This is a genomic window from Rhodococcus sp. C-2 (assembly GCF_027854095.1).
Lineage (GTDB): Bacteria > Actinomycetota > Actinomycetes > Mycobacteriales > Mycobacteriaceae > Rhodococcus_F > Rhodococcus_F qingshengii.
On record NZ_JAQGFI010000005.1, the window covers coordinates 230,774 to 255,334 of the forward strand.

At 63.2% G+C, this 24,561-nt stretch carries 25 protein-coding genes and 2 tRNA genes; 14 read left to right on the forward strand and 13 right to left on the reverse strand.

The genetic code is table 11. The features are described from left to right. Positions 1-93 precede the first annotated feature (93 nt). Positions 94-849, forward strand: coding sequence for an SDR family oxidoreductase (locus PCS43_RS12615; RefSeq protein WP_007731698.1), 756 nt, complete (start codon positions 94-96; stop codon positions 847-849). Positions 850-860: 11 nt separating this feature from the next. Beyond that, a complete protein-coding gene (locus PCS43_RS12620; RefSeq protein WP_209910916.1) occupies positions 861-1,904 on the forward strand; it encodes an L-idonate 5-dehydrogenase in 1,044 nt (347 codons plus the stop codon). A gap of 59 nt (positions 1,905-1,963) precedes the next feature. On the opposite strand, the gene PCS43_RS12625 is transcribed toward PCS43_RS12620, so the two are convergent. The 4 genes from PCS43_RS12625 to PCS43_RS12640 form a co-directional block, all read right to left on the reverse strand. Further along, positions 1,964-2,632, reverse strand: coding sequence for a 4-carboxy-4-hydroxy-2-oxoadipate aldolase/oxaloacetate decarboxylase (locus PCS43_RS12625; protein WP_270923044.1), 669 nt, complete (start codon positions 2,630-2,632; stop codon positions 1,964-1,966). Positions 2,633-2,657: 25 nt separating this feature from the next. Continuing rightward, positions 2,658-3,866: an aspartate transaminase gene (locus tag PCS43_RS12630; protein WP_007731694.1), complete on the reverse strand. Its 1,209-nt coding sequence runs from the start codon at positions 3,864-3,866 to the stop codon at positions 2,658-2,660. Positions 3,867-4,026: 160 nt separating this feature from the next. Beyond that, the gene (locus PCS43_RS12635; protein ID WP_209910919.1) at positions 4,027-4,431 is read right to left on the reverse strand and encodes a DUF4259 domain-containing protein; all 405 of its coding nucleotides are present in this window, start codon (positions 4,429-4,431) and stop codon (positions 4,027-4,029) included. A 25-nt stretch (positions 4,432-4,456) separates the two neighbouring features. Continuing rightward, positions 4,457-5,077, reverse strand: coding sequence for a LysE family translocator (locus PCS43_RS12640; protein ID WP_209910923.1), 621 nt, complete (start codon positions 5,075-5,077; stop codon positions 4,457-4,459). A 399-nt stretch (positions 5,078-5,476) separates the two neighbouring features. On the opposite strand from PCS43_RS12640, the gene PCS43_RS12645 reads away from it, so the two are divergent. Further along, positions 5,477-6,487 carry an alpha/beta hydrolase gene (locus PCS43_RS12645; protein WP_064687965.1) on the forward strand — a complete coding sequence of 337 codons (1,011 nt, stop codon included), beginning with the start codon at positions 5,477-5,479 and terminating at the stop codon, positions 6,485-6,487. Between the two features lie 8 nt (positions 6,488-6,495). Here the strand turns inward: PCS43_RS12645 and PCS43_RS12650 are convergent, their stop codons facing one another. The 3 genes from PCS43_RS12650 to hisC form a co-directional block, all read right to left on the reverse strand. Further along, complete coding sequence (locus tag PCS43_RS12650) at positions 6,496-7,365, reverse strand: MYG1 family protein (RefSeq protein WP_003943978.1); 870 nt, start codon at positions 7,363-7,365, stop codon at positions 6,496-6,498. Positions 7,366-7,402: 37 nt separating this feature from the next. Continuing rightward, positions 7,403-9,097, reverse strand: coding sequence for a bifunctional metallophosphatase/5'-nucleotidase (locus PCS43_RS12655; protein WP_209910926.1), 1,695 nt, complete (start codon positions 9,095-9,097; stop codon positions 7,403-7,405). Positions 9,098-9,197: 100 nt separating this feature from the next. Then, on the reverse strand, positions 9,198-10,274 hold the full coding sequence (gene hisC, locus PCS43_RS12660; RefSeq protein ID WP_064073569.1) for a histidinol-phosphate transaminase: 1,077 nt from the start codon (positions 10,272-10,274) through the stop codon (positions 9,198-9,200). A gap of 61 nt (positions 10,275-10,335) precedes the next feature. Here hisC and PCS43_RS12665 point away from each other — a divergent pair, with 61 nt between their 5' ends. From PCS43_RS12665 to PCS43_RS12710, 10 genes are all read left to right on the forward strand, one after another. Then, positions 10,336-11,055 (forward strand): dienelactone hydrolase family protein, encoded by a 720-nt coding sequence (locus tag PCS43_RS12665; protein WP_003943860.1) that lies wholly within the window; start codon positions 10,336-10,338, stop codon positions 11,053-11,055. 96 nt (positions 11,056-11,151) lie between these two features. Continuing rightward, positions 11,152-11,243: transfer RNA gene (locus PCS43_RS12670), tRNA-Ser, on the forward strand. Positions 11,244-11,325: 82 nt separating this feature from the next. Then, positions 11,326-11,398: transfer RNA gene (locus PCS43_RS12675), tRNA-Arg, on the forward strand. 46 nt (positions 11,399-11,444) lie between these two features. Then, positions 11,445-12,362: a helix-turn-helix domain-containing protein gene (locus tag PCS43_RS12680; protein WP_209910959.1), complete on the forward strand. Its 918-nt coding sequence runs from the start codon at positions 11,445-11,447 to the stop codon at positions 12,360-12,362. 156 nt (positions 12,363-12,518) lie between these two features. After that, complete coding sequence (locus tag PCS43_RS12685) at positions 12,519-13,553, forward strand: iron-siderophore ABC transporter substrate-binding protein (protein WP_003943792.1); 1,035 nt, start codon at positions 12,519-12,521, stop codon at positions 13,551-13,553. Beyond that, complete coding sequence (locus PCS43_RS12690; protein ID WP_003943862.1) at positions 13,550-14,593, forward strand: FecCD family ABC transporter permease; 1,044 nt, start codon at positions 13,550-13,552, stop codon at positions 14,591-14,593. The genes PCS43_RS12685 and PCS43_RS12690 overlap by 4 nt, the downstream gene beginning before the upstream one ends. Continuing rightward, entirely contained in the window at positions 14,590-15,642 is a 1,053-nt protein-coding gene (locus PCS43_RS12695; protein WP_003943885.1) for a FecCD family ABC transporter permease, read from the forward strand. The genes PCS43_RS12690 and PCS43_RS12695 overlap by 4 nt, the downstream gene beginning before the upstream one ends. Next, entirely contained in the window at positions 15,639-16,454 is an 816-nt protein-coding gene (locus PCS43_RS12700) for an ABC transporter ATP-binding protein (protein ID WP_003943915.1), read from the forward strand. The genes PCS43_RS12695 and PCS43_RS12700 overlap by 4 nt, the downstream gene beginning before the upstream one ends. Further along, positions 16,451-17,080, forward strand: coding sequence for a pyridoxamine 5'-phosphate oxidase family protein (locus PCS43_RS12705; RefSeq protein WP_003943810.1), 630 nt, complete (start codon positions 16,451-16,453; stop codon positions 17,078-17,080). The genes PCS43_RS12700 and PCS43_RS12705 overlap by 4 nt, the downstream gene beginning before the upstream one ends. 34 nt (positions 17,081-17,114) lie before the next feature. After that, positions 17,115-18,293, forward strand: coding sequence for a cation:proton antiporter (locus PCS43_RS12710; RefSeq protein ID WP_054827393.1), 1,179 nt, complete (start codon positions 17,115-17,117; stop codon positions 18,291-18,293). 1 nt (position 18,294) lies between these two features. On the opposite strand, the gene PCS43_RS12715 is transcribed toward PCS43_RS12710, so the two are convergent. The 5 genes from PCS43_RS12715 to PCS43_RS12735 all read right to left on the reverse strand — a co-directional run bounded on the left by PCS43_RS12715 (position 18,295) and on the right by PCS43_RS12735 (position 22,730). Then, the gene (locus PCS43_RS12715) at positions 18,295-19,533 is read right to left on the reverse strand and encodes an alpha/beta hydrolase family protein (RefSeq protein WP_209910962.1); all 1,239 of its coding nucleotides are present in this window, start codon (positions 19,531-19,533) and stop codon (positions 18,295-18,297) included. Positions 19,534-19,612: 79 nt separating this feature from the next. Next, entirely contained in the window at positions 19,613-20,302 is a 690-nt protein-coding gene (locus PCS43_RS12720) for a DUF998 domain-containing protein (protein ID WP_029254264.1), read from the reverse strand. Positions 20,303-20,312: 10 nt separating this feature from the next. Then, positions 20,313-20,717: a very short patch repair endonuclease gene (locus PCS43_RS12725; protein ID WP_019746481.1), complete on the reverse strand. Its 405-nt coding sequence runs from the start codon at positions 20,715-20,717 to the stop codon at positions 20,313-20,315. A 10-nt stretch (positions 20,718-20,727) separates the two neighbouring features. Beyond that, positions 20,728-21,588, reverse strand: coding sequence for a hypothetical protein (locus PCS43_RS12730; RefSeq protein ID WP_209910965.1), 861 nt, complete (start codon positions 21,586-21,588; stop codon positions 20,728-20,730). After that, on the reverse strand, positions 21,585-22,730 hold the full coding sequence (locus tag PCS43_RS12735; RefSeq protein WP_030535749.1) for a DNA cytosine methyltransferase: 1,146 nt from the start codon (positions 22,728-22,730) through the stop codon (positions 21,585-21,587). Before PCS43_RS12735 ends, PCS43_RS12730 begins: the two co-directional genes overlap by 4 nt. Before the next feature lie 238 nt (positions 22,731-22,968). Here PCS43_RS12735 and PCS43_RS12740 point away from each other — a divergent pair, with 238 nt between their 5' ends. Continuing rightward, positions 22,969-23,556, forward strand: coding sequence for a putative glycolipid-binding domain-containing protein (locus PCS43_RS12740; protein ID WP_073512852.1), 588 nt, complete (start codon positions 22,969-22,971; stop codon positions 23,554-23,556). 26 nt (positions 23,557-23,582) lie between these two features. Here the strand turns inward: PCS43_RS12740 and PCS43_RS12745 are convergent, their stop codons facing one another. Further along, positions 23,583-24,557 carry a prephenate dehydrogenase gene (locus tag PCS43_RS12745; RefSeq protein ID WP_054827397.1) on the reverse strand — a complete coding sequence of 325 codons (975 nt, stop codon included), beginning with the start codon at positions 24,555-24,557 and terminating at the stop codon, positions 23,583-23,585. Positions 24,558-24,561 lie beyond the last annotated feature (4 nt).

Consider the following 24,561-nt stretch of genomic DNA (forward strand, 5'->3'; position numbering starts at 1 on the left):
TCTCGCGTGAGTCACTCCTGATCCGGCCCGGTGGCCGCCTGCAGTCCGCGGCGGCCGCCGGGTCATACCAATTTCTTCCTGTAGGAGCACACAATGCCTTTCTCCGATTACCGCACAGCTCTCGTCACCGGCGCCAACACCGGAATGGGTGCCGCCGTCACCGAGATGTTCACCAAGCGCGGACTGACGGTCTACGGCGTCGCCCGCAATGCCGACAAGCTCGGTGAGGTTGCCGATCGCACCGGAATGATCCCTCTGCCCGTGGACATCACCGACACCGCCGCGCTCGCCGAAGCTGTCGGCGGACTGGAGATCGACATCCTCGTCAACAACGCGGGGGTGTCCGCAACCGGAAACATTCTCGACGCCGAAGAAGCATCGGTCGACGCGATGGTGGACGTGAATCTTCGTGCAGTGCTGCACCTGTGCCGCATTCTGCTGCCGGGAATGGTGGAGCGCGATCTAGGTCATGTCGTCAACATCAGCTCCATCGCCGGCCTGTACAACTTCTACGGCCACACTGCCTACCACGCGACCAAGGCTGCGGTGCACCAGATTTCGCGCCAGCTGCGAAACGACTGCATCGGCAAGCGGATTCGAGTGACCGAGATCTGCCCTGGCCGGGTCGAGACCGAGATCTTCGGTCGCAACCTCGGCGGCACGCCCGAAGCCATGAAGGAAGCGTGGGAGACCTTCTACGAAGGCTACGAATCCATCACTACCAAGGACATCGCGGATACCATCGAGTTCGCGATCGACGCCCCTGGCCACGTCAATCTTGGTCTCATCGAGGTGCTCCCCACCTTCCAGGTGCCCGGTGGCCTCGACTTCATCCGTCGCAACGACTGAGAGAGCGCATCATGAGTTTTGTACTACCGGAAACGACGCTCGGAGTGGTGGCCCATGCGGCAGGTGACCTGCGGGTCGAGCATGTTGCGTTGACTGCGCCGACCGCCGAGCAGGCAGTGATCGAGATCGCTTACGGCGGTGTGTGTGGATCAGATCTGCACTACTGGACGCACGGCGCGGCGGGGGAGTCGATTCTGAAGGCACCGATGCTGCTCGGTCACGAGGTGGTCGGCACGGTCGTGACGGCCGCGGCGGACGGAACGGGGCCGGCAGTTGGAACTTCCGTGGCCGTACACCCCGCAACGCCCGGTGGGACCGCGCCTCGGTTCCCGAGCGATCGGCCCAACCTCTCGCCCTGCTGCACATACCTGGGAAGTGCAGCGCAGTACCCACACACCGAGGGCGCCTTCGTGAAATACGCAGTGCTCCCGACGCGCATGCTCCGGGAACTGCCCGAGGGGTTGGACCTGCGGACTGCGTCGGTAGCCGAACCGGCAAGCGTTGCCTGGCACGCTGTTTCGCGAGCGGGAGACGTACGCGGGAAGAAGGCGCTGGTCGTCGGCTGCGGACCCATCGGCGCACTGGTCGTGGCTGTGCTCAAACGAGCAGGCGCGCAGTCGATCACCGCGGTCGACGTGCACGACGTTCCGCTGCAGATCGCGTCGACGCTCGGTGCGGATCGGGTTCTCGAGGCCACCGACGCCGAGGCAGTCGCCGCATCCGATGCCGACGTGGTCGTCGAGTGCACCGGCAATCATCGCGGGCTCGAATCCGCTATTCGCGGGGCGACGCGCGGTGGACGGGTGGTCATGCTCGGGCTTCTTCCGTCCGGACCTCAACCGGTACACATTTCGCTGGCGATCACGCGAGAGTTGGAGTTGGTGGGCTCATTCCGCTTCAACGACGAAATCGACGAGGTGCTGCTCGCCCTCGTCGACGGTTCGCTTGCTGTCGATGCTGTTCTCACACACGAATATCCGGTCGAGGAAGCTCTGGAAGCCTTCGCAGTCGCCAAGGATGCTTCGGTGTCGGGGAAGGTGCTGTTGCGGTTCTGAGTCCTTCGACCCTGTGCGCCTTTATTAACCGCGGGTGGTTAATAAAGGCGCACAGCAGGTTATTCGACCACCAGGCCCTTGGCTTCCAGCAGGGCAGTCGGATTGCTCACCTCGAGTGGGGTCTCGCCCCGCTTGTAACGCTCGATGTACCCGGCTTCGGCTTCGTCACGGGCACGCGAGAGTTCGATTGCCTCGGCAACCTCCTCGCGGCGGACCACGACAACGCCGTCGCAGTCGCCCTTGACGACGTCACCGGGATAAATGACCTGTTCTCCGAAGACCAGGGGATGGTTGATCGGGCCGAGAGATTCCTTGACGGTTCCCTCGATGTACACGTGCTTGGAGAAGACGGGGAATCCGAGTTCGCGGATCTCCCGGGTATCGCGCACTCCGCCGTCGGTGACCAGTGCGGTAATGCCGCGCGCAACACAGGCATTGGCGAGGACATCGCCGAACTGGCCGGCGGCTTGATCACCTGAAGAGACGATCAGGACGTCACCCGGCTGTGCGTAGCTGATCGCAACCTGCAGCATGAGGTTGTCACGGGGATGGCACTTGACTGTGAAGGCGGAGCCGCAGAACCTCATGTCGCGGTCGATCGGTTTGATCGCCGGATGCAGCGACCCCTTACGTCCCTGTGCCTCGTGAATCGTGGCCGCGGAGAACGTCCCCAGTTCGGCAATCAGGTCCTTGTCCGCGCGATCAATTTTCGTCTTGACGTGAATCATCTTGTACTCCAGAAAGTATGAAAGATCAGGAAAGGCGTTCGACTGCCGCGGCGATCTGTGCCGCGGCCTTTTCGAGGACGGCCTCGGAGGTGGCGAAGGAGATACGGAAGTACGGCGATGCGCCGTAAGCCGAACCCTGAATGGTGGCAACCGACGCCTCGTCGAGGAGATAGAGGACGAGATCCTGGTCGGACTCGATCACGGTGCCATCCGGGGTCTGCTTGCCGATCAAGCCGGCACAGTTGACGAACAGGTAGAACGCACCCTGCGGCACGACGGGCTCGAGCCCGGGGACAACACTGAGGAGGTGAGCCGAGAGGTCGCGTCGTCGTCGGTAACTTCGTACGGATTCGGTGAGGAAACTCTGGTCGCCGGTAAGGGCTTCCACGGCTGCGGCCTGGCTGATCGAGGACGGGCAGGAAGAACTTTGACCCTGCAGTTTGTTGACGGCGCCGATCAATCCGGAATTTCCGAGTCCGTATCCGAGTCGCCACCCGGTCATGGCATGAGACTTGGAGACTCCGTTGGTGACCAGTACCTGATCACGGAGGTGCGGAGCGACCTGCAGCAGACTCGGGATCGGAGCGTCGCCGAAGTTGATCTCGTCGTATATCTCGTCGACCAACACACTGACATGGGGATTGGCCTCTATCACTTCGGCGAGGGCCTGCAGCTGCTCGCGGGTGTACACAGATCCGGTGGGGTTGCCCGGGGCATTGAGGATGACCCACTTGGTGTTCGAAGTGATTGCAGCGGATAGTGCTTCGGCTGTGAGAAGAAAGTTGTCGGACTCCTCGCACTGAACGATCACCGGAGTTCCGTCGTGAGCGAGGACCATATCCGGGTACGAAACCCAGTAAGGGGCGGGAACGATAACCTCGACGCCGGCTTCGACCGTCGCCATGAGAGCGAGGAAGATGACCTGTTTCGCACCGCCGCCGACGGTGATCTGGTTGTCCGCGTACTGGATTCCGGTTCGCGAAGCCGCGCGTGCTGCGATTGCCTCGCGTAGAGCCGGGATGCCGTTGACTGCGGTGTACTTGGTCTGACCCGTGTTGATCGCAGTGATCGCCGCAGACTTGATGTTGTCGGGTGTGTCGAAATCGGGCTCCCCGACGGTCAGGTCGAGTATTTCACGGCCCTGGGCCTTCAGCTCGCGCACTCGTTGTGCGGCAGCCACACTCGGCGACTCCCTGATTCTGTCGACGCGCGCAGCCGGAACGAAAGTCGCCATGATGGTCTGCTCCTGGGTCCGGGGTGAGCGTGGATTCCCGTCGTCGACGAGCCACAGTTCTCACTCGGTGATCCGTTCGACCATAGGGTCCTACCAGGGCATCTGACCAAGACCGAACCGTTGTGGCCCGATAAGCAAACGTGATGGAGCGGCGACGGAATCAGACCGACAGAACGCGCAGATCCTCGAGACCGTCCACGACGGGAACTCTCCACGACGCAAGCTCTTCCGGTCCCTGCGCGTCCCACAGTTCGAACAGTTCCGAATCGGTCGATGCGATGGTGCGCTCCACCATTTCGATCAGCCAGGTGAGCCGTTCACTGGTCAGAGCCGAGGTGAAGGAGTCGAGATCGAGGTCTTGGGTGGCGGGGTCGCGCTTGCGATCGGCGCGCACGATCAGCACCAATTCGAGCAAGGCGATGGCGATTTGGCCGCCGTCCACCTCGAGGTAGTCGTCCTCGAATGCCCACTCCACCGATTCGAAGGTGAAGTCACCGTGCCCGATGGACGCGATCAAATCCCCTGCACCGTCGTTCTCGAACGGTCCCGATCCCCACGCGCCCACTGTCTACTCTTTTCCGATTGCCGTGTCAGCGCGCTTCGAGCGCGATCTTCGCTCCGAATCCTAGAAGAACTGTTCCGGTTATGCGCTCGAGTGCCTGTCGCACTCGGGGCTTTTCGAAGGTGCTACGCGCTCGCGAGAGAAGGACCACGTAGCCACTGAGCCACACGATGGTGATGGCTGCGTGGATGAGCACCATCAATGCAAGCGACGGTCCCGTCGGCCACCCGGCCGGAACCAACTGCGGCAACAGTCCGGTGTAGAAGACGGCGATCTTGGGGTTGAGCAGGTTGGTGGTGAAGCCCGTCTTCCATGTCCCGGCCTTCTGCGATCGTGGAGCGTCGGCATTGTGTTGCATCCGCGACGTCCGGCTCTCCCACAGTGCTCGCACACCGAGATAGATCAGGTAAGCCGCGCCGGCGAGCTTGACCACCGTGTACGCCTCGGCCGACGCGGCGAGGATCGCCGAAAGCCCGAGGACGGTCAACAGACCCCACACCAGAAGGCCCGAGACGATGCCGGCCGCTACCCGGAAACCGGCAGATCTGCCCGCGCCGAGAGCAGCCTGCGTCACGACGGCCATGTCGGGCCCGGGGACCAGAGTCAGTAGGGCGAGCACAGCTGTGGCGGCGAGCAGAGCGGTCAGCATGCAACAAGTATGAAGTCGGGGTGGGGAGCATTGTCGGCCGGTGGTGTCGTGCCTGTGAACAAAGAGTGGCGCGGCGGTGTGAACTGCATGGACACGCCCGGAAACCGGCGTCTCGGGAGCCCTGTTCGACAAAGTTATGCACACTGTGGGGAAACGAATCGTTGCAGGTAGGAGGAATAACTCTGTTGTAATTCATCCTTTTGTCCACAGGTTATGCACAACTGGGAAGTGGATGTGAATGAAGTTATCCACACCTGTGTGTGCATCGGTGGAGAACTGTCCAACTCCATTGGATACCCGCGAGTAATAAATCCCAACCAGTGGGTTGACCCCGGGACGTTCGTCCTGTCCAATCGAGGGTCAGCGGTAGTCGTGCGATGCTCAGGGGGCGCTTGACGGATGCGGAGATTTGGGTTTGTCGGGATTGTGTTGGTCGTGCTCGCGCTTGTCGTGGGCGGAGTGGCGTATGCCGAACCGGCACCTGAAAACCCACCAGGAGATTCGGCCGGTCAGACCGGGGCTCACATCAATCGCATAGAGCAGTTGTCGCCCACACGCAGTGCCGTGTTCGTCGAGTCGCCGGCCATGCGGCGCGAGGTGCAAGTGCAGGTTCTGCATCCAGCGTCGAGTGCCGGTTCGCGTCCGTCCTTCTACCTACTCGACGGCGTCAGTGCCGGTTCGGAATCCGGATACTCCGAAAGTACCTGGACTCAAAAGACCGACATCGAAGCGTTTTTCGCCGACAAGAACGTCAACGTCGTTCTCCCTGTTGGCGGTACCGGCAGTTTCTACACCAACTGGAAGAACGACGATCCGAACCTCGGTGTGAACAAGTGGGAATCGTTTCTCGCTGAAGAGCTTCCGGCGTTGATCGATTCTGCGTTTTCCGGAAATGGGACGAACGTGGTCGGCGGGGTGTCCATGGGTGCGCTCGGCGCGGCCAACCTCATCACACATCACCCGAAGCTCTACACCGGATTGGCCTCGTACAGTGGCTGTCTCGACAACTCCGAATCGTCCTCGCAGGATTCCGTGCGGCTCACCGTGGCCAGCAAGGCGGGCGACGCCACCAACATGTGGGGTCCGGCGTCGGACCCCGACTGGCAAAAGCACGACCCGTCCACCAACGCGGAAACGCTGCGTGGGAAGACGATCTACGTGTCCTCCGGTACAGGTGCGCCCGGAGAATACGACAACGTCTTCACCCCGAGTGGACTGCAGACTGCCATCGAAGGCGGACCGCTCGAGGCGCTCGCTAATACGTGCACACAACTGTTCGAAGCGAGGTTGGGGGAGTTGTCGATTCCCGCAGTGTTCGCGTATCGGAACGACGGCACCCATTCGTGGCCGTACTGGCAAGACGCGCTTCACGATTCCTGGCCGACGGTGAAGACGGCGCTGGGAATGTGAGCTGAGAACTACTCGGCCAGTGCCAGTTCGAGCAATTGGAGGGCGCCGTCACGGGTCTGCGCAGCCGCGATGAACCCGGCCTTGTGGCAGAAGACCGAACTGTCGACGCCCGTCTGGGCGGCAAGATCCGAGCCGTTCAGGCCGCGCCACGGCTCCGGCAACAGCTTTCGTGAACCGAACTTGGAGTCAGCAGGCTTGACCGTCTGAATCGACCAGCCGCCGTTGGTGTTCGGGAAGATGGTGAACAGCAGCTCCGGCTGGGCCGACGCGGCGCGGCCGTGGGGAACGAAGCGTTCCAGCACGACGAAGCGCGGGTCCGTTGCTTTCTCGTAGGTCTCGGTGAACTCGCGCTCGGCCGCAGCGTCGCCGGCGTACTTGGCGCGCAGGCGAATCAAGACCTGAGTTGCGAGAACCACGGCCAGCTCGAACTGGGTGTCGAACTCCTCGTCGGTGGACGAGATCGGATTGAACAGGTCCAGCACCGACGACAGATCAAAAGGCTTGGTGCCGTAGTCGTTGAGGGTGTAGATCTCTTGGCCGTTGTCGACGGCGTCGATGCCCTCGACCAGTCGGCTGTCGATACGGCGGAACACGGAGGCGTCGCCTTCACAGAACTGCAGGCCGTATTCCTGCCAGAGCAGACCGAAGGCGGAGTACAGGATGCCGTTGCTGCGCTCGCCGGCATCACGCTGGTGATGGTCGAAGCGCCCCTCGGCCGGGTTGTAGCGACCGCCGACGTCGAGCACGATGTCCGCGCTGTCGAGGACGGACTCGTCACGGCTGCGAACGACGGTGGCGTCGGGGTACAGCTGCTTGAGCAGCGATACGCCGAAGACGTCGTCTGCATGGAACTTGCCGTTATGGGTCGCGATGATCACCCGTCGAGACTAGGCAATCGAGCGCGGGGATGCCTAGTCAGCCGATGGTGCGGATGCGGTCGGTGGCAGGTGGCGAGACCGGCGACCCGGCTGCGAACATGGCGGTCAAGGCGTCGAGGTCGTTGCCGGCACCGGTCATCTGGGTGGAGTTCTTCAGTGCGGTGAAACCGTCCCCGCCCTCGGCGAGGAACTTGTTCACCACGACGCTGTAGACGCCGTCGGGGGCGATGTCCTGCCCGTTCAAGCGCATTTCCGAGATTCGCGAGCCCGGCGCTGCTCGCCGGTCCATGGCGTAGGTGAAGCCCGCGGACGGGGAGAGGATGCGCTCGGTAGCGGTGCCGTCGAGGTCGATCTGGAATTGCTGTTCGAGAGCGTCCTTCAACACCGCTCCTGTGACGGAGAGCACCTCGAGGCTGTTACCGAAGGGTTGAACACCGTAGGCCTGGCGGTAGGTGACCTGGCCGGAAGTGCCGAAGTCCAAGTCCTCGCGCATGCCGCCGGGGTTCGTCAACGCTAGTTGGGCGCCTCGTGTCGATCCGGCGGCGAGTTGAGCGTCGGCGACCAGGTTGCCGAGTGTCGATTCGCCGCTGGGGACGCGGTCGCGTGTCAGATCGGCGGTAATGGTCCCCACCGGCCGCTGAGCGCTGTCCGACGCCTCCGACCAGGCCCGGTCGGCGAGAGCCTGAATATCGGGATCCGGCGAAATGTCGTGTGTCACTATCTGATTGAACGCGGACGTCTGATCGCGAACGACCTCGCGTGTGTTGCGATCGATGGTGACGTCTGCGACGGACACGATCCGGCCGTGCGAAGCGCCCTGCATCACGACTCTGGGATTGCCTGCGGGATCAGGGAATTCGCAGTTGTACTGCTGGTGGCTGTCGGCGGTGAAGATGACGTCCACCTTCGGTGAGGCGCGAAGGGCGATGTCGCGGGCCGGGCCGGACTCGACATTGCAGTCGTTGGGCCCACCTTCGACGGCCGGTTCGTCCCCACGGTGCAGGAGGACGGTGATGGCTTTGACGCCGAAGAAGTCGAGGACGTCGGCGGTGCGGTTGATCGCTTCGACCTCGTCGCCGAACTGCAGATCGGCGATCCCACCCGGTGTCACGATCTGCGACGTGTTGGCGGGGGATATCGCGATGACTCCGAGCGGAATGCCGTCGACCATATTCACGGTGAAGGGCAGCGTGGCCGGGGTGCCGTTGGTGTACGTCATGTTCGCGGCCATCAGAGGGAAGTTGGCGCCGCCGAAGGACGGACTGAACGTGCATGCATCGACGGCGGAGCAACCGCCGGACTGCATGCGACGGAACTCGGCGAGCCCTTTGTCCAGTTCGTGGTTGCCGATCGCGGAAGCGTCGATCTTCATCCGGTTCAGGAGTTCGACCGTCGGTTCGTCGTTGAACATCGCCGACTCGAGCGCCGACGATCCCCAGTTGTCACCGACCGAATACAGCAGCGAGTTGGTGGCTTGACTGCGAAGTTGCGTCACGTAAGCAGCGAGATACGCCGCGCCACCTGCGGGGGTGAGAGAGCCGTCGGCCTGCCTGATCTCGCTGCGAACACCTTCCGGCGGGCGGAGACTGCCGTGCAGATCGTTGAACGCCAACAGACGTACCGACACCGTGTCCTGGGACTCTGCGTTGGCGACGCCACTCAGGGAGGTCGCGGTGGTGGCGAGAAGGGTCGTTGCGAGCACGGCACACGTTCGTGTCATGCGTCGCGTCATGCGTCGTGCTCCCTCACTCGGACCGGCTTCGAACCTCCCTGAGTGTGCCCGTCTGCCGAAACGAATTCCAGTCCCCGGCGTAACAGTTATGTATCGAGTGTCACGCGGTGACGCCGATGCCCGCGGCCTGCTTCGCGACGTCGGTGTCAGCGAAAGCGAGGAATGCGTCGTTCTCGTGTGGATCGCCGATGGTCATCCGGACGCCCTCGACGCCGTACTGGCGGATCAGAATGCCCGCTTCGGTACTCGCCTCGGCAAAAGCGGGAGAGAGCTCTCCGAGGGGGAGATAGACGAAGTTCGCCGACGACTCGGGGACGGTGTACCCGGCTTCGATCAGAGCGGTTCGAACTCGCGTCCGCTCGGCGATGACACCTTCGGTGCGGGCAAGCAGTTCGTCTGCTGCAGCCAGGGAAGCGATTGCGGCGGCCTGCGCGACAGCGCTCACGGTGAACGGGGTGTGCACCTTGCCGAGGGCCACGATGATCTCCGGATCCGCGACCGCGTAACCCACGCGGATTCCCGCGAGGCCGTACGCCTTCGAGAAGGTGCGCAGAACAACCACGTTGGGGCGACTGCGGAACAGCTCGATGCCGTCGGCGTCCGAGCGTGAGTACTCGAAGTACGCCTCGTCGAGTGCGACGACGACGTGCGCCGGCACAGCGTCGAGGAAGCTCTCGAGCTCTGCCTTCGACAGTGCATTGCCGGTCGGGTTGTTGGGGTTGCACACGAAGATCAACCGCGTGCGGTCGGTGATCGCGGCCAGCATCGCATCGAGGTCGTGGCCGAAGTCCTCGGTGAGCGGAACCTTGACCGAGACGGCATGGCCGACCTGAGTGACCACGGGGTAGGCCTCGAACGAACGCCACGCGTAGATGACCTCGTCACCCTGATCGCACGTGATCTGCACGAGTTCCTGGCACAGCGTCACGGAGCCGCAACCAGCGGCGACGTTGGCCGGCTCGACTTTCAAGAAGCTGGCCAGCGCCTCGATGAGTGCAACCGCGGCATTGTCCGGGTAGCGGTTGGCATTGGCGACCGCGTCGGCGACGGCGTCACGCACACCGGGCAACGGCCCTACTGTCGTTTCGTTGCTCGCCAGCTTGATCGCACCCGGAAAATTGCGTCCGGGAACGTAGGCGGGGATGGAGGCGAGGTCAGGGCGAATGTGTGCGGTCACGAGTCGATTATGCGCGCACTGATTTGGTGCGTAGCGGCCGTCTGCGTGTCAGAGTTAGAAGATGTCGGAAATCTTCCGAGCCACCGCGTATCTGCGCGGAGCCGAAGGGGAGGTCGCCACGGCTGTTCCGCTGACCGTGGTGGAGCCGGACGGCCCGACGCGGGGCGGGATCGTCGTCCTGCATGAAGCCCGGAAGTTCAGCCCGGCTCTGCTGAATCTGATGTGCGCGCTTGCCGGCGAAGGGTGGGTGAGCGTCGCACCTCACCTGTTTCACCGCGAACCCGAACACATGCAGGGTGAGGTGTTCGGTGACAACCTCTTCGCCGACTTCGACGCGACCCTCGATTGGCTCGTCGGACGCGAAGTTCTCGCAGACACCATCGGGGTGCTCGGATTCGACGACGCCGGTACCGCCGCGATGCTCGTGGCCACCAGCCGTCCCGTCGGCGCCGCGGTGAGCGTCGCCGCCCGGGGAATCGTCGAAGCCTTGTCGGTGGATGCTCAGGCGCTTGTCGACGCGGCCACTTCCCTGCAGGCGCCGTGGCTGGCGCTGTACGGCGAGGACGATCCCAGCACGCCTCGCGAACACGTGACTCTGCTCCGGGAAGCGACCGCGAAGGCCGACGTCGCGACACTGGTGGTCAGCTACGCCGGACTGGCTCACCGGGCGGACGAGCCGCCACAGCTGTCCGAGGACGCTGACCTCGACGACCCTGATTCGGCCTCGATCATCGAAGCTCAGACCCGGATCTTCGACTGGTTCGACAGCCACCTGCGGTAAGTCCACAAAACAGCCCGCTGACCACACGTTTTGCCTTTGGTGGCGAAGGGTGTGTAATCTTTCGATCCGGCGGTCCGAAAGGATCGGAACCCCCAGGGAGGCGTGCCAGAGCGGCCGAATGGGACTCACTGCTAATGAGTTGTCCCTTTTACGAGGGACCGGAGGTTCAAATCCTCTCGCCTCCGCCAAGCCGGTGATTTTGACCGGCGGGTTAGAAATGATAGAAATTACGACGGTAAGACACGCAAGACCAGCAAGACAACAGAACATGCGCCCGTAGCTCAACGGATAGAGCACTTGACTACGGATCAAGAGGTTAGGGGTTCGAATCCCTTCGGGCGCACAAGAAAGAAGGTCACAGACTTCAGGTCTGTGACCTTCTTTTTGTTGTGGTGCATACGCAATTCTTGAATGTGTGTGAGGTCACCTCGGCGATTTCGGGCGGTGATCCTCGCGATCGTGGGAACCGACAACCGATCCCCGCGACCTATGCTTTCTGCGGAGCAGCCACGCGAACCGAGGAGAACCCGTTGGAGACCGTCGACAGTCGGACGCTCCCGGTCTACTCGGCCGGGGCGGTCGAGGTGCCCTTTGTCATCGCGGGCATGGACGAGCTTGTCTCCCGCGAGACCCGGTGGGATGCGCACTCGCACCCGACTCACGAATTGTTGTGGAACGAGCGGGGAGCGTCGAGCGCCACGGTGGGATCGCGCACGTGGACCATTACGCCGACCGTAGGTCTGTGGATGCCCGCCGGCGTCCTGCACTCGGCGATCGCGCCGGCCGGCACCTGGTATCGGGCCGCTCAGCTCGACATCGCATCGGTTCCTTCTCTGTCCGACGTGCCGGTGGCGATCGAGGTCACTCCGCTGTTGCGGAACCTCCTCGAGCGACTGGCAGACGAGTCACTCGGACCTCCTTCACGCTCGCTCACGGAGCAGATGGTGATCGACGTGCTGGCACCGTCGCCGAACGAGTTGCTGGTGCTGGTGCCGGACTCGCCACTTCTGCAACCCATCGTCGATGCGATCGGTGACGATCCGAGTGACATGCGAACGCTGTCCGACTGGGCAAGGCTCCTCGGTGTCAGCCCGCGAACCATCACCCGGGTATTTCGGTCGGAGACCGGGATGAGTTTCGGGCAGTGGGTCTCGGCTGTGCGCGCCCAACGAGCGGTGACCCTTCTGGCCCACGGCTTGGATCTACAAGAGGTTGCCGAGCGTGTGGGCTACCGCTCGACCAGCGCATTCGGGGCGGCATTCCGGCGCACTACAGGCGCTACACCAGGGATGTTCCGGGCTAGCTGATCGGTCATCACACCTTGTCTCGATCGCTACACGGGGTGTCCCAAACACGCGATTGCGCCACATTGCCCTCCCGTATACGGTTTAGGCAAACCTCACCTAAGTGCCTGATTGAGCCGGGTTGAGGGCCGTACCCCTTCTCGAGAGAGTTCTGCTTTCATGCGTTCAAAACGCTTCTTGGCGGTGGCCGCAGCAGCGGTCGCAGTCGCCCTCGGCATGACAGCTTGCAGTTCCGACTCCTCGGAGACCGCCGACGGCGGCAGCGCCGGAAGCGGATCCAGCTCCTTCCCTGTCACGATCGAGCACGCTTTCGGAACTACGACGATCGACGCCAAGCCGGAGCGAGTTGCCACCGTTGCCTGGGCCAATCACGAAGTGCCCCTTGCTCTCGGCGTGGTTCCCGTCGGAATGGCAGCGGCGACTTTCGGTGACGACAACGGCAACGGAATGCTGCCGTGGGTCGAGGAAAAGCTCGACGACCTTGGCGCGAAGCCGCCGGTGCTCTTCGACGAGACCGACGGCATCGACTTCGAAGCCGTCTCCGATACGAACCCTGACGTCATTCTTGCCGCATACTCCGGATTGACGCAGGAGGACTACGACACTCTCAGTGAGATCGCTCCGGTTGTGGCGTATCCCGAGGGGCCGTGGGCGACGTCGTGGCGTGACGTCATCAAGTTCAACAGCATGGGCCTCGGCATGGAATCCGAAGGGCAGGAACTGATCTCCACCATCGAGAAGGAGATCGCCGACGAGGTTGCCGCGCATCCGCAGCTTGCCGGCAAGGCAACCATGTTCCTGACGCACGTCGACACCGCTGATCTGAGCCAGGTCAGCTTCTACACGGCGAACGACACGCGCGCCGCGTTCTTCGAGGACCTCGGACTTTCGACGCCGAAGAGCGTTGCCGACGCCTCGACGGGTGGTGAGTTCTCGAAGAAGGTCAGTGCCGAGCGTGTGGACGTCTTCGACGACGTCGAACTGATCGTCACCTACGGTGACCAGGCACTTGTCGACGCACTCAAGGCTGACCCATTGCTCTCGCAGATGCCTGCCGTCGCCAATAACTCGATCGTGTTCCTCAATGGGACCGGGCCGATGGGAACGGCGGCCAACCCGACTCCACTCGCAATTTCGTGGGTACTCGGCGACTACGTCGATCTGCTCGCCGGGGCCGCTGGAAAGTCGGAGTGACTGTAACCTCGCAGGATTCGACGTCGGGCGCTCGCGATACGCGGCGCCCGACGTTCGGCAATTCGCTGTGGCTGATCGCCCTTCTCGTTGTCCTCGCGGTGCTCATGTGCGCCTCGATCGTCATCGGCTCTCGTGACGTCGACTGGTCCGATATCTTTGCCGCACTGAGTGGTTCAACGGACAACATCGGTCAGGGCGCGATTGCCAAGCGCATTCCGCGGACGGTGCTCGCGATAATCGTGGGAGCTGCGCTCGGTCTTGCCGGCGCAGTGATGCAGGGGATCACCCGAAACCCTTTGGCGGATCCCGGAATCCTGGGCGTCAACATGGGCGCTTCGCTCGCCGTGGTGATCGGAATGGCGTGGTTCGGACTGTGGACCCAGACCAGCATGATCTGGGTGGCCGTACTCGGTGCAGCCGGGGCGGCGTTGTTCGTCTACGTGGTCGGGTCACTCGGGCGAGGTGGAGCCACCCCACTCAAGTTGGCTCTCGCCGGGGCCGCAACATCGGCTGCGTTTGCTTCGTTCATCACTGCGATCATGCTGCCGCGAAACGATATTGCGGGCAACATTCGTTCCTGGCAGATCGGCGGCGTCGGTGGCGCGAGTTTCGAGGTGATCCGGCAGGGTCTGCCTTTCCTCATTGTCGGCTTCGTGATCTGTCTGCTGTCAGCGCGCAGTCTCAACTCTCTTGCGCTTGGCGACGAGGTTGCATCAGGTCTCGGCGAACGCGTCGCGGTGGTTCGTGCAGTGGCAGCGCTCGGTGCAGTGCTGCTCTGCGGTGCAGCCACTGCCATTGCCGGACCGATCGGCTTCGTCGGTTTGGTTGTCCCGCATCTGTGCCGGTTGCTGATCGGGATTGACAACCGTTGGCTACTACCGTTTTCTGCGCTGACAGGTGCCGGCCTTCTCGTCGCCGCCGACATTCTCGGACGAATTGTCGCCCGGCCGAGCGAAATCGACGTCGGCATCATCACCGCGCTCATCGGAGCGCCCTTCTTCATTTACATAGTCCGCCGTCAGAAAATACGTGAGCTGTGACCACTACATTCGTTACTCCCGAAGTCGAGGTCGACGCAGTCGGAGCAAGCCGTATCCGACGAGGTAGACGCCGCCGCATCGTGATTGCCGTGCTGACGGTCCTCGCCGTCGCCTCTTTCGCGGTCACTCTGATGGTGGGAAAAACCTTCTACCCGCCGTCAGATGTGCTTCGCGTCGTGCTGGGGGAGAACGTGCCTGGTGCCTCGTTCACCGTCGGTCGCCTCCGTCTGCCTCGCGCTGTCCTCGCTGTGGTCGCCGGAATCTGTTTCGGCTTGGGCGGCATCACGTTCCAGACGATGCTGCGCAACCCGCTCGCGAGCCCCGACATCATCGGAATCAGCTCCGGCGCAAGCGCTGCAGCGGCTTTCGCGATCATCTCGCTTTCGCTCGGCGGTTCACAGGTATCGGTTTTTGCTATCGCCGTCGGTCTGGGCGTCGCAGTCTTGATCTACGTTCTGTCTTTCCGGGACGGTGTGGCGGGCACTCGGCTCATACTGATCGGTATCGGCATCGCCGCGATGCTCGACAGCGTCACCGCCTACCTTCTCAGTACCGCCGCCGCGTGGGATCTGCAGGAGACGATGCGTTGGCTCACCGGCAGTCTCAACGGTGCCAACTGGGGTTCGACGGTTCCCGTGCTCCTGGCGCTGGTTGTCCTCGGACCGGTGCTGCTGAGCCAATCGCGCAACCTTTCGACCAGCCAGCTCGGTGACGACGCAGCACAAGCGCTCGGCGTCAGAGTGGAACGAACGCGCATTCTGACGATCATTGCGGCCGTCGGACTCATCGCCTTTGCCACTGCCGCTGCGGGGCCCATCGCCTTCGTCGCATTTCTGTCAGGGCCCATCGCCGCCCGCATCGTCGGTCCGGGAACATCACTTTTGATTCCGTCGGCGCTGGTCGGAGCGCTGCTGGTGCTCGTTGCCGATTTCTGCGGACAGTACGCCTTCGGCACCCGCTACCCCGTTGGCGTGGTGACCGGCGCGCTGGGAGCGCCGTATCTCGTCTACCTCATCATTCGCTCCAACCGAACGGGAGGTTCGCTGTGACCGAATCCCATACTCTGACTGTCGAAAACCTCGAACTCGGTTACGGAGGACGGACCGTCGTCGAATCGCTCGACCTCGCGGTGCCGCCGGGAAAGATCACGACCATCGTGGGCGCCAACGCGTGCGGCAAATCGACGCTGCTGCGGTCGATGTCGCGGCTACTCAGTCCCCGAAGTGGTCATGTTCTCCTGGACGGCAAGGATGTTCATCGCCTACCCGCGAAGAAGCTCGCTCGCACGCTCGGTCTGCTGCCGCAGTCACCGATCGCACCGGAAGGGATAGTTGTCGCCGATCTCGTCGGCCGAGGCCGACATCCACATCAGCGGGTGCTGTCGAGGTGGAGTCGCGAGGATGACGCCGCCGTCGCCGAGGCGCTTGCGGCAACGGACACAACCGAATTGGCCGAACGATCGGTGGACGAGCTTTCCGGTGGTCAGCGCCAACGTGTGTGGATTGCGATGGCGCTCGCCCAACAAACCGATCTGCTTCTTCTCGACGAGCCGACTACCTTCTTGGACGTGAGCCACCAGGTTGAGGTCTTGGACCTGCTCACCGACCTGAACCGGACTCGGGGTACAACGATTGTCATGGTTCTGCACGATCTCAATCTCGCCGCCCGCTACGCCGACTTCCTCGTCGCCATGGCCGATCGCCGGGTCTACGCGGCGGGTGATCCTGCCGGGGTGCTCACCAGTGACAACGTCCGCACCGTTTTCGGTCTCGAGAGCCGAATCATCCCCGACCCCATCTCGGGTAAGCCGTTGGTGTTGCCGCTCGGGCGCCACCACGTCCTCGACGACGTGTTGACGTGACGGCGTCGAACGCCCCGGGCGGGCGGATCGAATCCGTGGAACAACTCAATGCGATTCTCGGACAGCCCCATCCGACGATCATGGAGAAGCAGACCGCTTACACTACTCCGTTGATCCGTGAATTCATCGAGCAGGCAAGGTTTTTTGTGCTTGCGACATCCGATGCGGCTGGAAATTGCGACTGCTCGCCGCGCGGCGACTTGGTCAGTCAGGTTCTGTTTCCTGACGAGAAGACGCTCGTGCTCCCGGATCGTCCGGGCAACCGGCGCGCCGACTCGTACCGGAACATGATCGAAAATCCTCACGTGGGGATCCTCTTTCTCGCGCCCGGGCACGACGAGATCGTGCGCGTCAACGGCACGGCGACTCTGTCCACCGATCCTGATCTGCTGGACTCGATGGCGATGAACGGCAAGCCGGCGCAGCTTGCGGTGATCGTGAAGATCGACGAGGCGTATCTGCATTGCGCGAGAGCGATTCTGCGGGCGAAGCTGTGGGATCCGTCGACGTGGCCCGCATCCGATGACGTACCGAGTCTGCGCGACATGATGGCCGAGCAGCACAGCCTGCTGGTCGAGGATCTGGAGCCGGCTCGGCAGGAGGCGTACCGCAAGTACCTGTACTGAGCGCAGATCCGTCACCTATGTCCGATAATGATCCGTGCCTTCAATTGCCTCCTCGCTGTTCTGGATTGCGCTGATCGCGGCCATCGCGCCGATAGTCGCGGGCCTGATCCCGCGTCGACTGGTTCCCGAAGTGGTGTTGCTACTGGTCGCGGGCGCAGTGGTCGGGCCGTTCGCCCTCAACATCGCAGCTGACAGCGAAGCGATCGGCATCCTGCGCGAACTCGGCCTCGGCATGCTGTTCCTGCTCGCCGGCTACGAGATCGACCGACAGGAACTCAGTGGGCGCGGCGGACGTCGAGCGCTCTACACGTGGCTGTTCTGCCTCGCGCTGGCGTTCACGGTGGTCGCGCTGCTGGGAATGAGGAACGTGATCTCCGCCGAAGCCGCTGTTGCCATCGCGATGACGTCGACCGCTCTGGGCACGCTGCTGCCGATCCTCAAGGACAACAAACTCCTCGACACACGCTTGGGTAAGACCGTCCTCAACCACGGGGCCGTCGGCGAGCTCGGGCCGGTCGTCGCGATGGCGGTGCTGCTGAGTGCCCGTGGCGCCATCCTGTCGCTGATCGTTCTTGCCGTCTTCGCCGTGATCGCCATCATCGTGGCGGTGCTGCCCGGCAAGCTGATTCACGAAGGCTCGTGGACACATCGCCTGGTGCGGGCAGGAGCGGACACCACGGCGCAGACGACGGTCCGCCTCACCGTTCTGTTGTTGGTCAGCCTCGGAGTGCTGTCGGCCGTGTTCTCACTCGACGTCATTCTCGGTGCGTTTGCCGCCGGCTTCATCCTGCGGCGACTGATGCCAGAGGGCGACGAGCGCCTCGAGATCAAGCTCGACGGGATCGCCTTCGGGTTCCTCATCCCGATTTTCTTCATCACTTCAGGCATGGCGATCGACGTCTCGGCGGTCGCCGCCAGTCCCGGCATACTGATTGCGTTTTTGATCCTGATCGTTGTCGTCCGGGGCGTGCCGGTGTTCTTCGTGACCAAGTTCGAGAAGGTCGAACCGCCCTTCACCACGCGCGAAAGTGCGCAAGTCGCGTTGTACGGGGCTACCGGCCTGCCCATGATCGTGGCGGTCACGGGCGCGGCCGTCGACGCGCATCAGATGTCCTCGGACAACGCGTCGATTCTTGTCGCGGCCGGGGCGATCACGGTTCTGCTGTTGCCGATGATTGCCACTCTGTTGACGAAGAAAGAGAAAGTGTCCTGATTCAGAGATCCAACTGCTCGTCGAGCCAGTCGAACATCCGCTGATCAGTCAGACGCCTCGCCATGGGCTGGCAGTGGAAGTTCGCGCCCTCGGCAGCGGTGAAGGGAACCACCGTCGTCGGTCCGCCGGCGAGGGCGGCAAGCCGCTTGGATTGACCGGGCCAGAACTGTTCACCTTCCGGATCGGTAATCAGCAGGGGAGTGGAGATCGAGCCGGCGACGTGTTCGAGGTGGTACTTCCGAACCTCGGCGAGAGTGTTGTAGTAGCCGTCGGCGAGATACGGACGCGCTCGGAAACGCCAGATCCGGGCGCTGTCCTTCGAGAATTTCATCCCCATCGCCATGTCGCGGTCGAAGGCCTCCGACTTCCCCTCGTCGAGTAGCTTCTGCATGTTCTTGGGGATATGGGCGAGCCACGACGCGGCCACGTCCACGACCCCCGGATCGGCGATCGCTGCCGCGATCCGATGCTCGAACGCCAACGACTGGGGCACCCAGTACCCGCCCTGACTGATCCCGTACATCGCCAGCTTCGACGCATCGACGTCCGGCCGGTCCACGAGATAGTCGACGACGGGCGTGATGACGGCTTCCCAGTCGTGACGGAACGGGATGTTGCGCTCGAAGAGCATCGACTGCTGACCGGGACCGTCGAACATCAACACGTTGTAGCCCCGCTCGAGCGCCCCGGCACCGCCGCTGCCCCACAGCCCGCTGATCGGGCCGTCGCTACCGTTCACCATGATCAACGTCGGCCGTCGCACGTCCCCGGGCGGCCGGAAGAAGTACCCGGGCAGGTAGGTGTCCTCGTAAGGGATCCGGACGCGTTCGACGGGCTGGGAGGTGGTGTCGACGAAGCGGTCCCACGCCTGTCGGTGACGTTTGAAAGTGGGGACCAGAACCGAATCGTCGCTGAGACCGTCGACTGCGTTGATCGCCACACCGAAGTACGACGCCGCCCGCAGGTACGCGTTGGACGCGCTTCGCGAATGCCCGGCCTCGGCTGCCTCTACGGCCTGCCCGAATACCCGTGTACCGAGGTCGAACCAGGCCTCGTACCAGCCTTCGAGGTCCTTCTCGCCGACGTGAGCGATGGCCGAGAGCACTTCGCCGGTGTCTGCCGCGCCGAAGGTGGCTTGCCCGAGAACGACTCGTAGCTCGAAGTCGAAGGATTCGTTGCGATAGAAACCAGCAGTGAACGCCTGGTGCGGATGGGCGAAGAACGACGACGCGAGAGACATGGGCACACCTTCGCTAGTTCGGGGCAGCCATTTTCAGTTGTAGTTCCAGGATCGCCCGAATCGCTTGCCTGAAAACCTGTCAGCGAGGCGACGCCGGGAGCCCGGTGGATGGCGGCCTCGACATCGCAAATGCCAGGGTGCACAACCACAACGACATTCCCAGCACCTGCGCACGTTGAGCGATACCCAGTCCGAGATTACCGCCGCCGGAGACTTCGATGCTGTTGGTCGTCAACATCCACACCGTCGCAAGGGAAGTCAGGATCAAAATTGTCAGGCCGGTCGTCCGCAACGACCGATGTTCGCGATATCTGAACGCTCCCACGGTGAATGCGATCATCGCGGTGAAGATCGCGAACACCGCCACGCTGCTCGTCAACGCGTGAACATGGTGGAGCTGCGGAAGTAGACCGTCCGGTGCGCTCGACGGGCAACCCTCGCCCGAGCATTCGAGGGGGAACGACGCGTCGGCGATGGTCGCGATGCCGAACACCGCCAGCGCGATCCAGCCCGTGACGTAGAGCCTCCGCCTGGGCGTGATCAGCAGACCCAGCGCTCCGGAGATCAACATCAATATCGCGGACAGTACATCGGCATTGCCGAAGACATCGCGGTATTTCTGGTTCTCGGCATCGAGTTCGCTGAGGAACGATGTCACCGGGTCGAGGCCGGTGTCCAGGAAGAATTCGAGAATCCACGACGAGTAGACGATTCCGCCCAGAGCCAGCGCAGCCACCAAACCCCACCGCGCAACGTTGCGTTCCTTCACGAAATCGAGCTTACGGACCGAGCAGGGCTTTCTGGACGCGTTCGGCCGCTACCAGCGGATCTTCGTGCTCCCAGATGCGGATGACGGTCCAACCCTGCTCTGCCAGACGTGCATCGGTGTCGCGGTCTCGAACCACGTTGGCGGCCAATTTGTCCGTCCACCACTGCGCGTTGTTCTTGGGAAACGTCGCATGCTGCGGGCAGCTGTGCCAGAAGCATCCGTCCACGAACACCGCGACTTTGCGGCGTGGAAATACCAGATCGGCCCGTCGGCGAACACCTTTGACAGGCGCTCGGTCCACGAAGTACCGGAGTCCGCGTCGATGCAGCTCGCGTCGAAGTGCGATTTCGGGTTTGGTGTCGCGCCGACGCTGAGCGCTCATCCGAGCGCTGGTGGCAGGATCCGTCGCAGGCACCGTGGTTCCCTCAGCCGTCGGAATCTTCGCTGTCTTCGGGATCGGACCAGGTGGGCGCAAACCTGTTGCGACGCTCCACTTCACCGTGCACGACGGTCACGAAGTCGGTGAACGAGTGCGTCTGAGCTTCGGTGGGGCGTCCGTTGCGCGGCGGCGGCTCGTCGACGTCGAAGAACCGAACTGCGCCATCGGGTTCGTAGAGTCCGATGTAGACCTTCTCGAAGAGGTCGTAGCGGGTGTCCTCGGCGCCGAGATCCACCCAGGCCTTTCCCGGAACGCCGACCACCGCGCGCTTGCCTCGGCCCGAGCGCTTCGAGAGCGTCGTGACGTGGTGTGCAAAAGAGGATTTGCCGGTGTCGCTGGTCTTGGTCGGGTCGCCGTCGTCGCACGTGGCGTACGGCTCGAACATGACGGCGACCAACACGCTGTACGGCTGACGCTGATGCAGAACCATTGCCTCGCCACGCAATTCGTGGTCGTTGCGGACGATGTTCTTGGTCCACCGTCCCAGCTTGCCGCTGCGGGGACTGTAGTCCTGGAAGTTGTACGTCTTGATGGAGACGCAGAGGATCAGGCCGAGAGTGGGGTCGAGTGCCTTGACGTCCAAGCGCTTTCGGCCCTTGGCGACATCGACTGTTGCCTCCTGGCCTTCGCCGGATGCCGTCGGGGTGATGTTGGGATACAGCGGACGCAGAGCGTCGGCCACCGTCTGTGCCAGTTGATTGGACAGTCGCTGGGCGTAGTTCTTCTTCTCGCCGCGATCGGCGTCGGCCGGGGGCTTGTCGCCCGCGAGTTGCAGTGCACTCCACAGTGGTTCGTGTTCCGGTTCGGAAAACAGCGTTTCAGGTTCGGGGAACAGCGAGTCCGTCATGCTGCGGCCTCGGGGTATCCGCCCATCCGCTCGAGATGGCTTTCGACGTCCTCGATGAAACCGGGGATGAACCGAAGATTACCCATGCGTGCGCGCTTGAGGAAGCCGGCGGTGGCCCGAGCCGACAGCAACCGCGTGTCTTCGAGGAAGCCGCTCAGATCCTCGTAGTCGTACTGGACCGGCCAGGTCGAGGTATGAACGCGGAAGGCCTGGCGGTTACGGCCCCAGGCCGCACTCGGCCAGGCGTCGCCCGGTTCGAGTGGCGTCTCGCCCGCGGCGTCGTATTCGATGGGATCGCTCAACCGGCCACCGACCCACGACGCCATCCGCACGCTCACGGCATTGCCGACGAGCTTCCAGCGATGGCTGTGGCGTAGGCCGGGAACCTCGACGGACGGCAGCGTCCAGTCGGGATCGAAACCCTGCAGTCGCTCGGCATCGACTAGACCGGGAGTGACGATCTCACCTGACGGCAACCGGACTGCCGGCTGACTGGGGATGCCGACGGACGAGCCGCCCTTGAGCGTCGGCACGGCATTGACGGCCCATCCGAGACCGCGAGTGCCTTCGGTCCAGTAGAAGCCGCAGGGGTAGTCCGCGGGATCGCCACCCAGGCGCTCGCCGGCGTCCTGGCCGAACAGGATTTCGCGGGGATCATCTGTGCGCGAGGCAAGCATGATGACTCGCTGGCGACGCTGGGGGAGTCCGAAGGCGCGGGCGTCGACCACCCGGTACGCCCAGGTGTATCCGAGGTCTTCGAGGGCGTCGGTGATGTGCCGCATGGCGGCGCCCTTGCCGAGCTGGAGCATGAACGGAACGTTCTCGATCAACAGCCAGCGCGGGCCCTTCTTGCGCTTGACCAGACGGAACACCTCGTCCACCAGGCCTGAGCGTGCGCCGGTGATGCCTGCCGTTTTGCCGGCCTGAGAGAGGTCCTGGCAGGGGAAACCGGCGGCCACCAATTCGATGTCACTGGGCAGCGCGCGAAGTTTGGTGACGTCACCGTGCAACGGCACGTCGGCGAAACGCGAACGGAGAACTGCCTGCGCGCCCGGATCGATTTCACACAGCAGTTCGGTGTTCCACCCATGTTCCGAGAGCCCCAACTCGAGACCACCGATACCGGCAAACAAACCCACCATGCTCCGCGACGACGTCACAGCACCCTTCCTCACGAACCGACCTAGAAGCACGGTACTCGAGAACTCCGACACCGTTTGCCAACTCTTCGGTCCGCGGCGTGCTCCTTACGGAAGAACCGTTGTGAAACGCCTTACATCGAGATCTTCGGGGCCGATCGAAGTCCCTAAAAGGTCCCTGATCGAAGCAATAACCCGAACCAGCGGTGCTCCGTGCCCGTTCGTCCATTACCGTGGTCGGGTGAGCATCCAACCTTCCGGTGACGCGTCCTGGCCCGCGGTATTGACCTGGCAGGCCCACAACGCTCCTCGTATGGAGTCTGTTCGTGTGCAGCTGAACGGAAATCGCATCAAGGCTTCCGGCCGGATCATCGGTGGAGCCTGCAGTGAGCACCCGGCATTCAGCGCGTCGTACGACCTGGTCACCGACGAGGCCGGCATCACCCGCCGGTTGTCCGTGCGGACCGCCCTGGCCGCCGGTGAGCGTCAGATGTCGATCAGCCGGGACGAAGAAGGCACCTGGATGGTCGAGAACGGCGCCAGTCACCAGCGCTCTGCGTTCGATGGCGCACTCGATGTCGACGTGATCCTCAGCCCGTTCTTCAACACGCTGCCCATCCGCCGCGTCGGCTTGCAGAACGACATCGAAGACGCCGAGGTCCCGGTCGTCTACGTCAATCTCCTCGACCTGCGCGTCGAGGGTGCGACCATCACCTACAGCTCCGGCGCCGACGGAATCAGTGTGCTGTCCCCGGTGTCCAGCTCGACGCTGTCCGTCGACACCGAAGGTTTTGTCCTCGACTACCCGGGTCTGGCAACTCGTATCTAGGTTTCGTATCTCCAGGTTGCGTAGTTCTAGGTTGCGGATCGCCGGATGACGCCGCCGCGTCGACCGGCGTCTCGCATCCGGTTGATCCAGTCGGGTTCTCCGGCCTGAACGTCTTCGATGTCCCACCGCTCGTGCGACTCGTAGGCGCCGCGCGCCGCGAACCCTGCGTCCACCAATCGTGCCGTCGAGCCGTTGTCGAGCAGATCGGTACGTGCGCCCTGCAAAAGGTCGAGCGCCTCGTCCAGCGCGACCAGCAGGGCGTCGCGGTTGCCCTCGCACATCGCCCGCACCAGGCCAGGAGCGCTCCCGGCCACGCGAGTGCCGTCGCGAAATGACCCAGCAGCCAGCCCGAGAGCCAGTTCGCCTCCGGCAGCTCCGGTGATCGCAAGCGTTTCCGCGAGCAGGTGAGGCAGATGCGAGATTCGCGCGACTGCTCGATCGTGTTCCAGAGATTCGGCCGGCACGACGACCGAGCCGCAGTCGAGTGCAAGGTCGGCGACCTGCGACCACACGTCTGCGTCGACGCCCTCGTCGGTGGCAACGACCCACACCGCGTCGACGAACAGATCGGCATCCCCGACCGCCCAACCCGAAGCTGACGTCCCCGCCATCGGATGACCGCCCACGAACTTGGCGCTCAAGCCCGCTCGTTCGACCGCGGCCTTCACTTCACCCTTGACGCTGACGACGTCCGTGATCGGATTGTCGGGCGCATGCGCGGCGATTGCCTCCAAGGTGGCGTCGACGGCAGGCATCGGCACGGCGACCACGATGATCGCGCCGCTTTCGTTTGCTCTCTGCAGCACTGAAACCAGATCGGTGTCGGCGTCGAAACCGTCGGCTCGGGCCGCGTCGGCGGACTCGCTGGAACGGTTGTAACCCCACGCCCGGCGGCCGGATCGGACGGCGGCGCGAAGTAGCGAACCGCCGATCAATCCGAGGCCGAGAACGCAGACTGGTGGGGCGGAATCGATCGCAGACACGAGTTCAGGTTGGCACATCGAT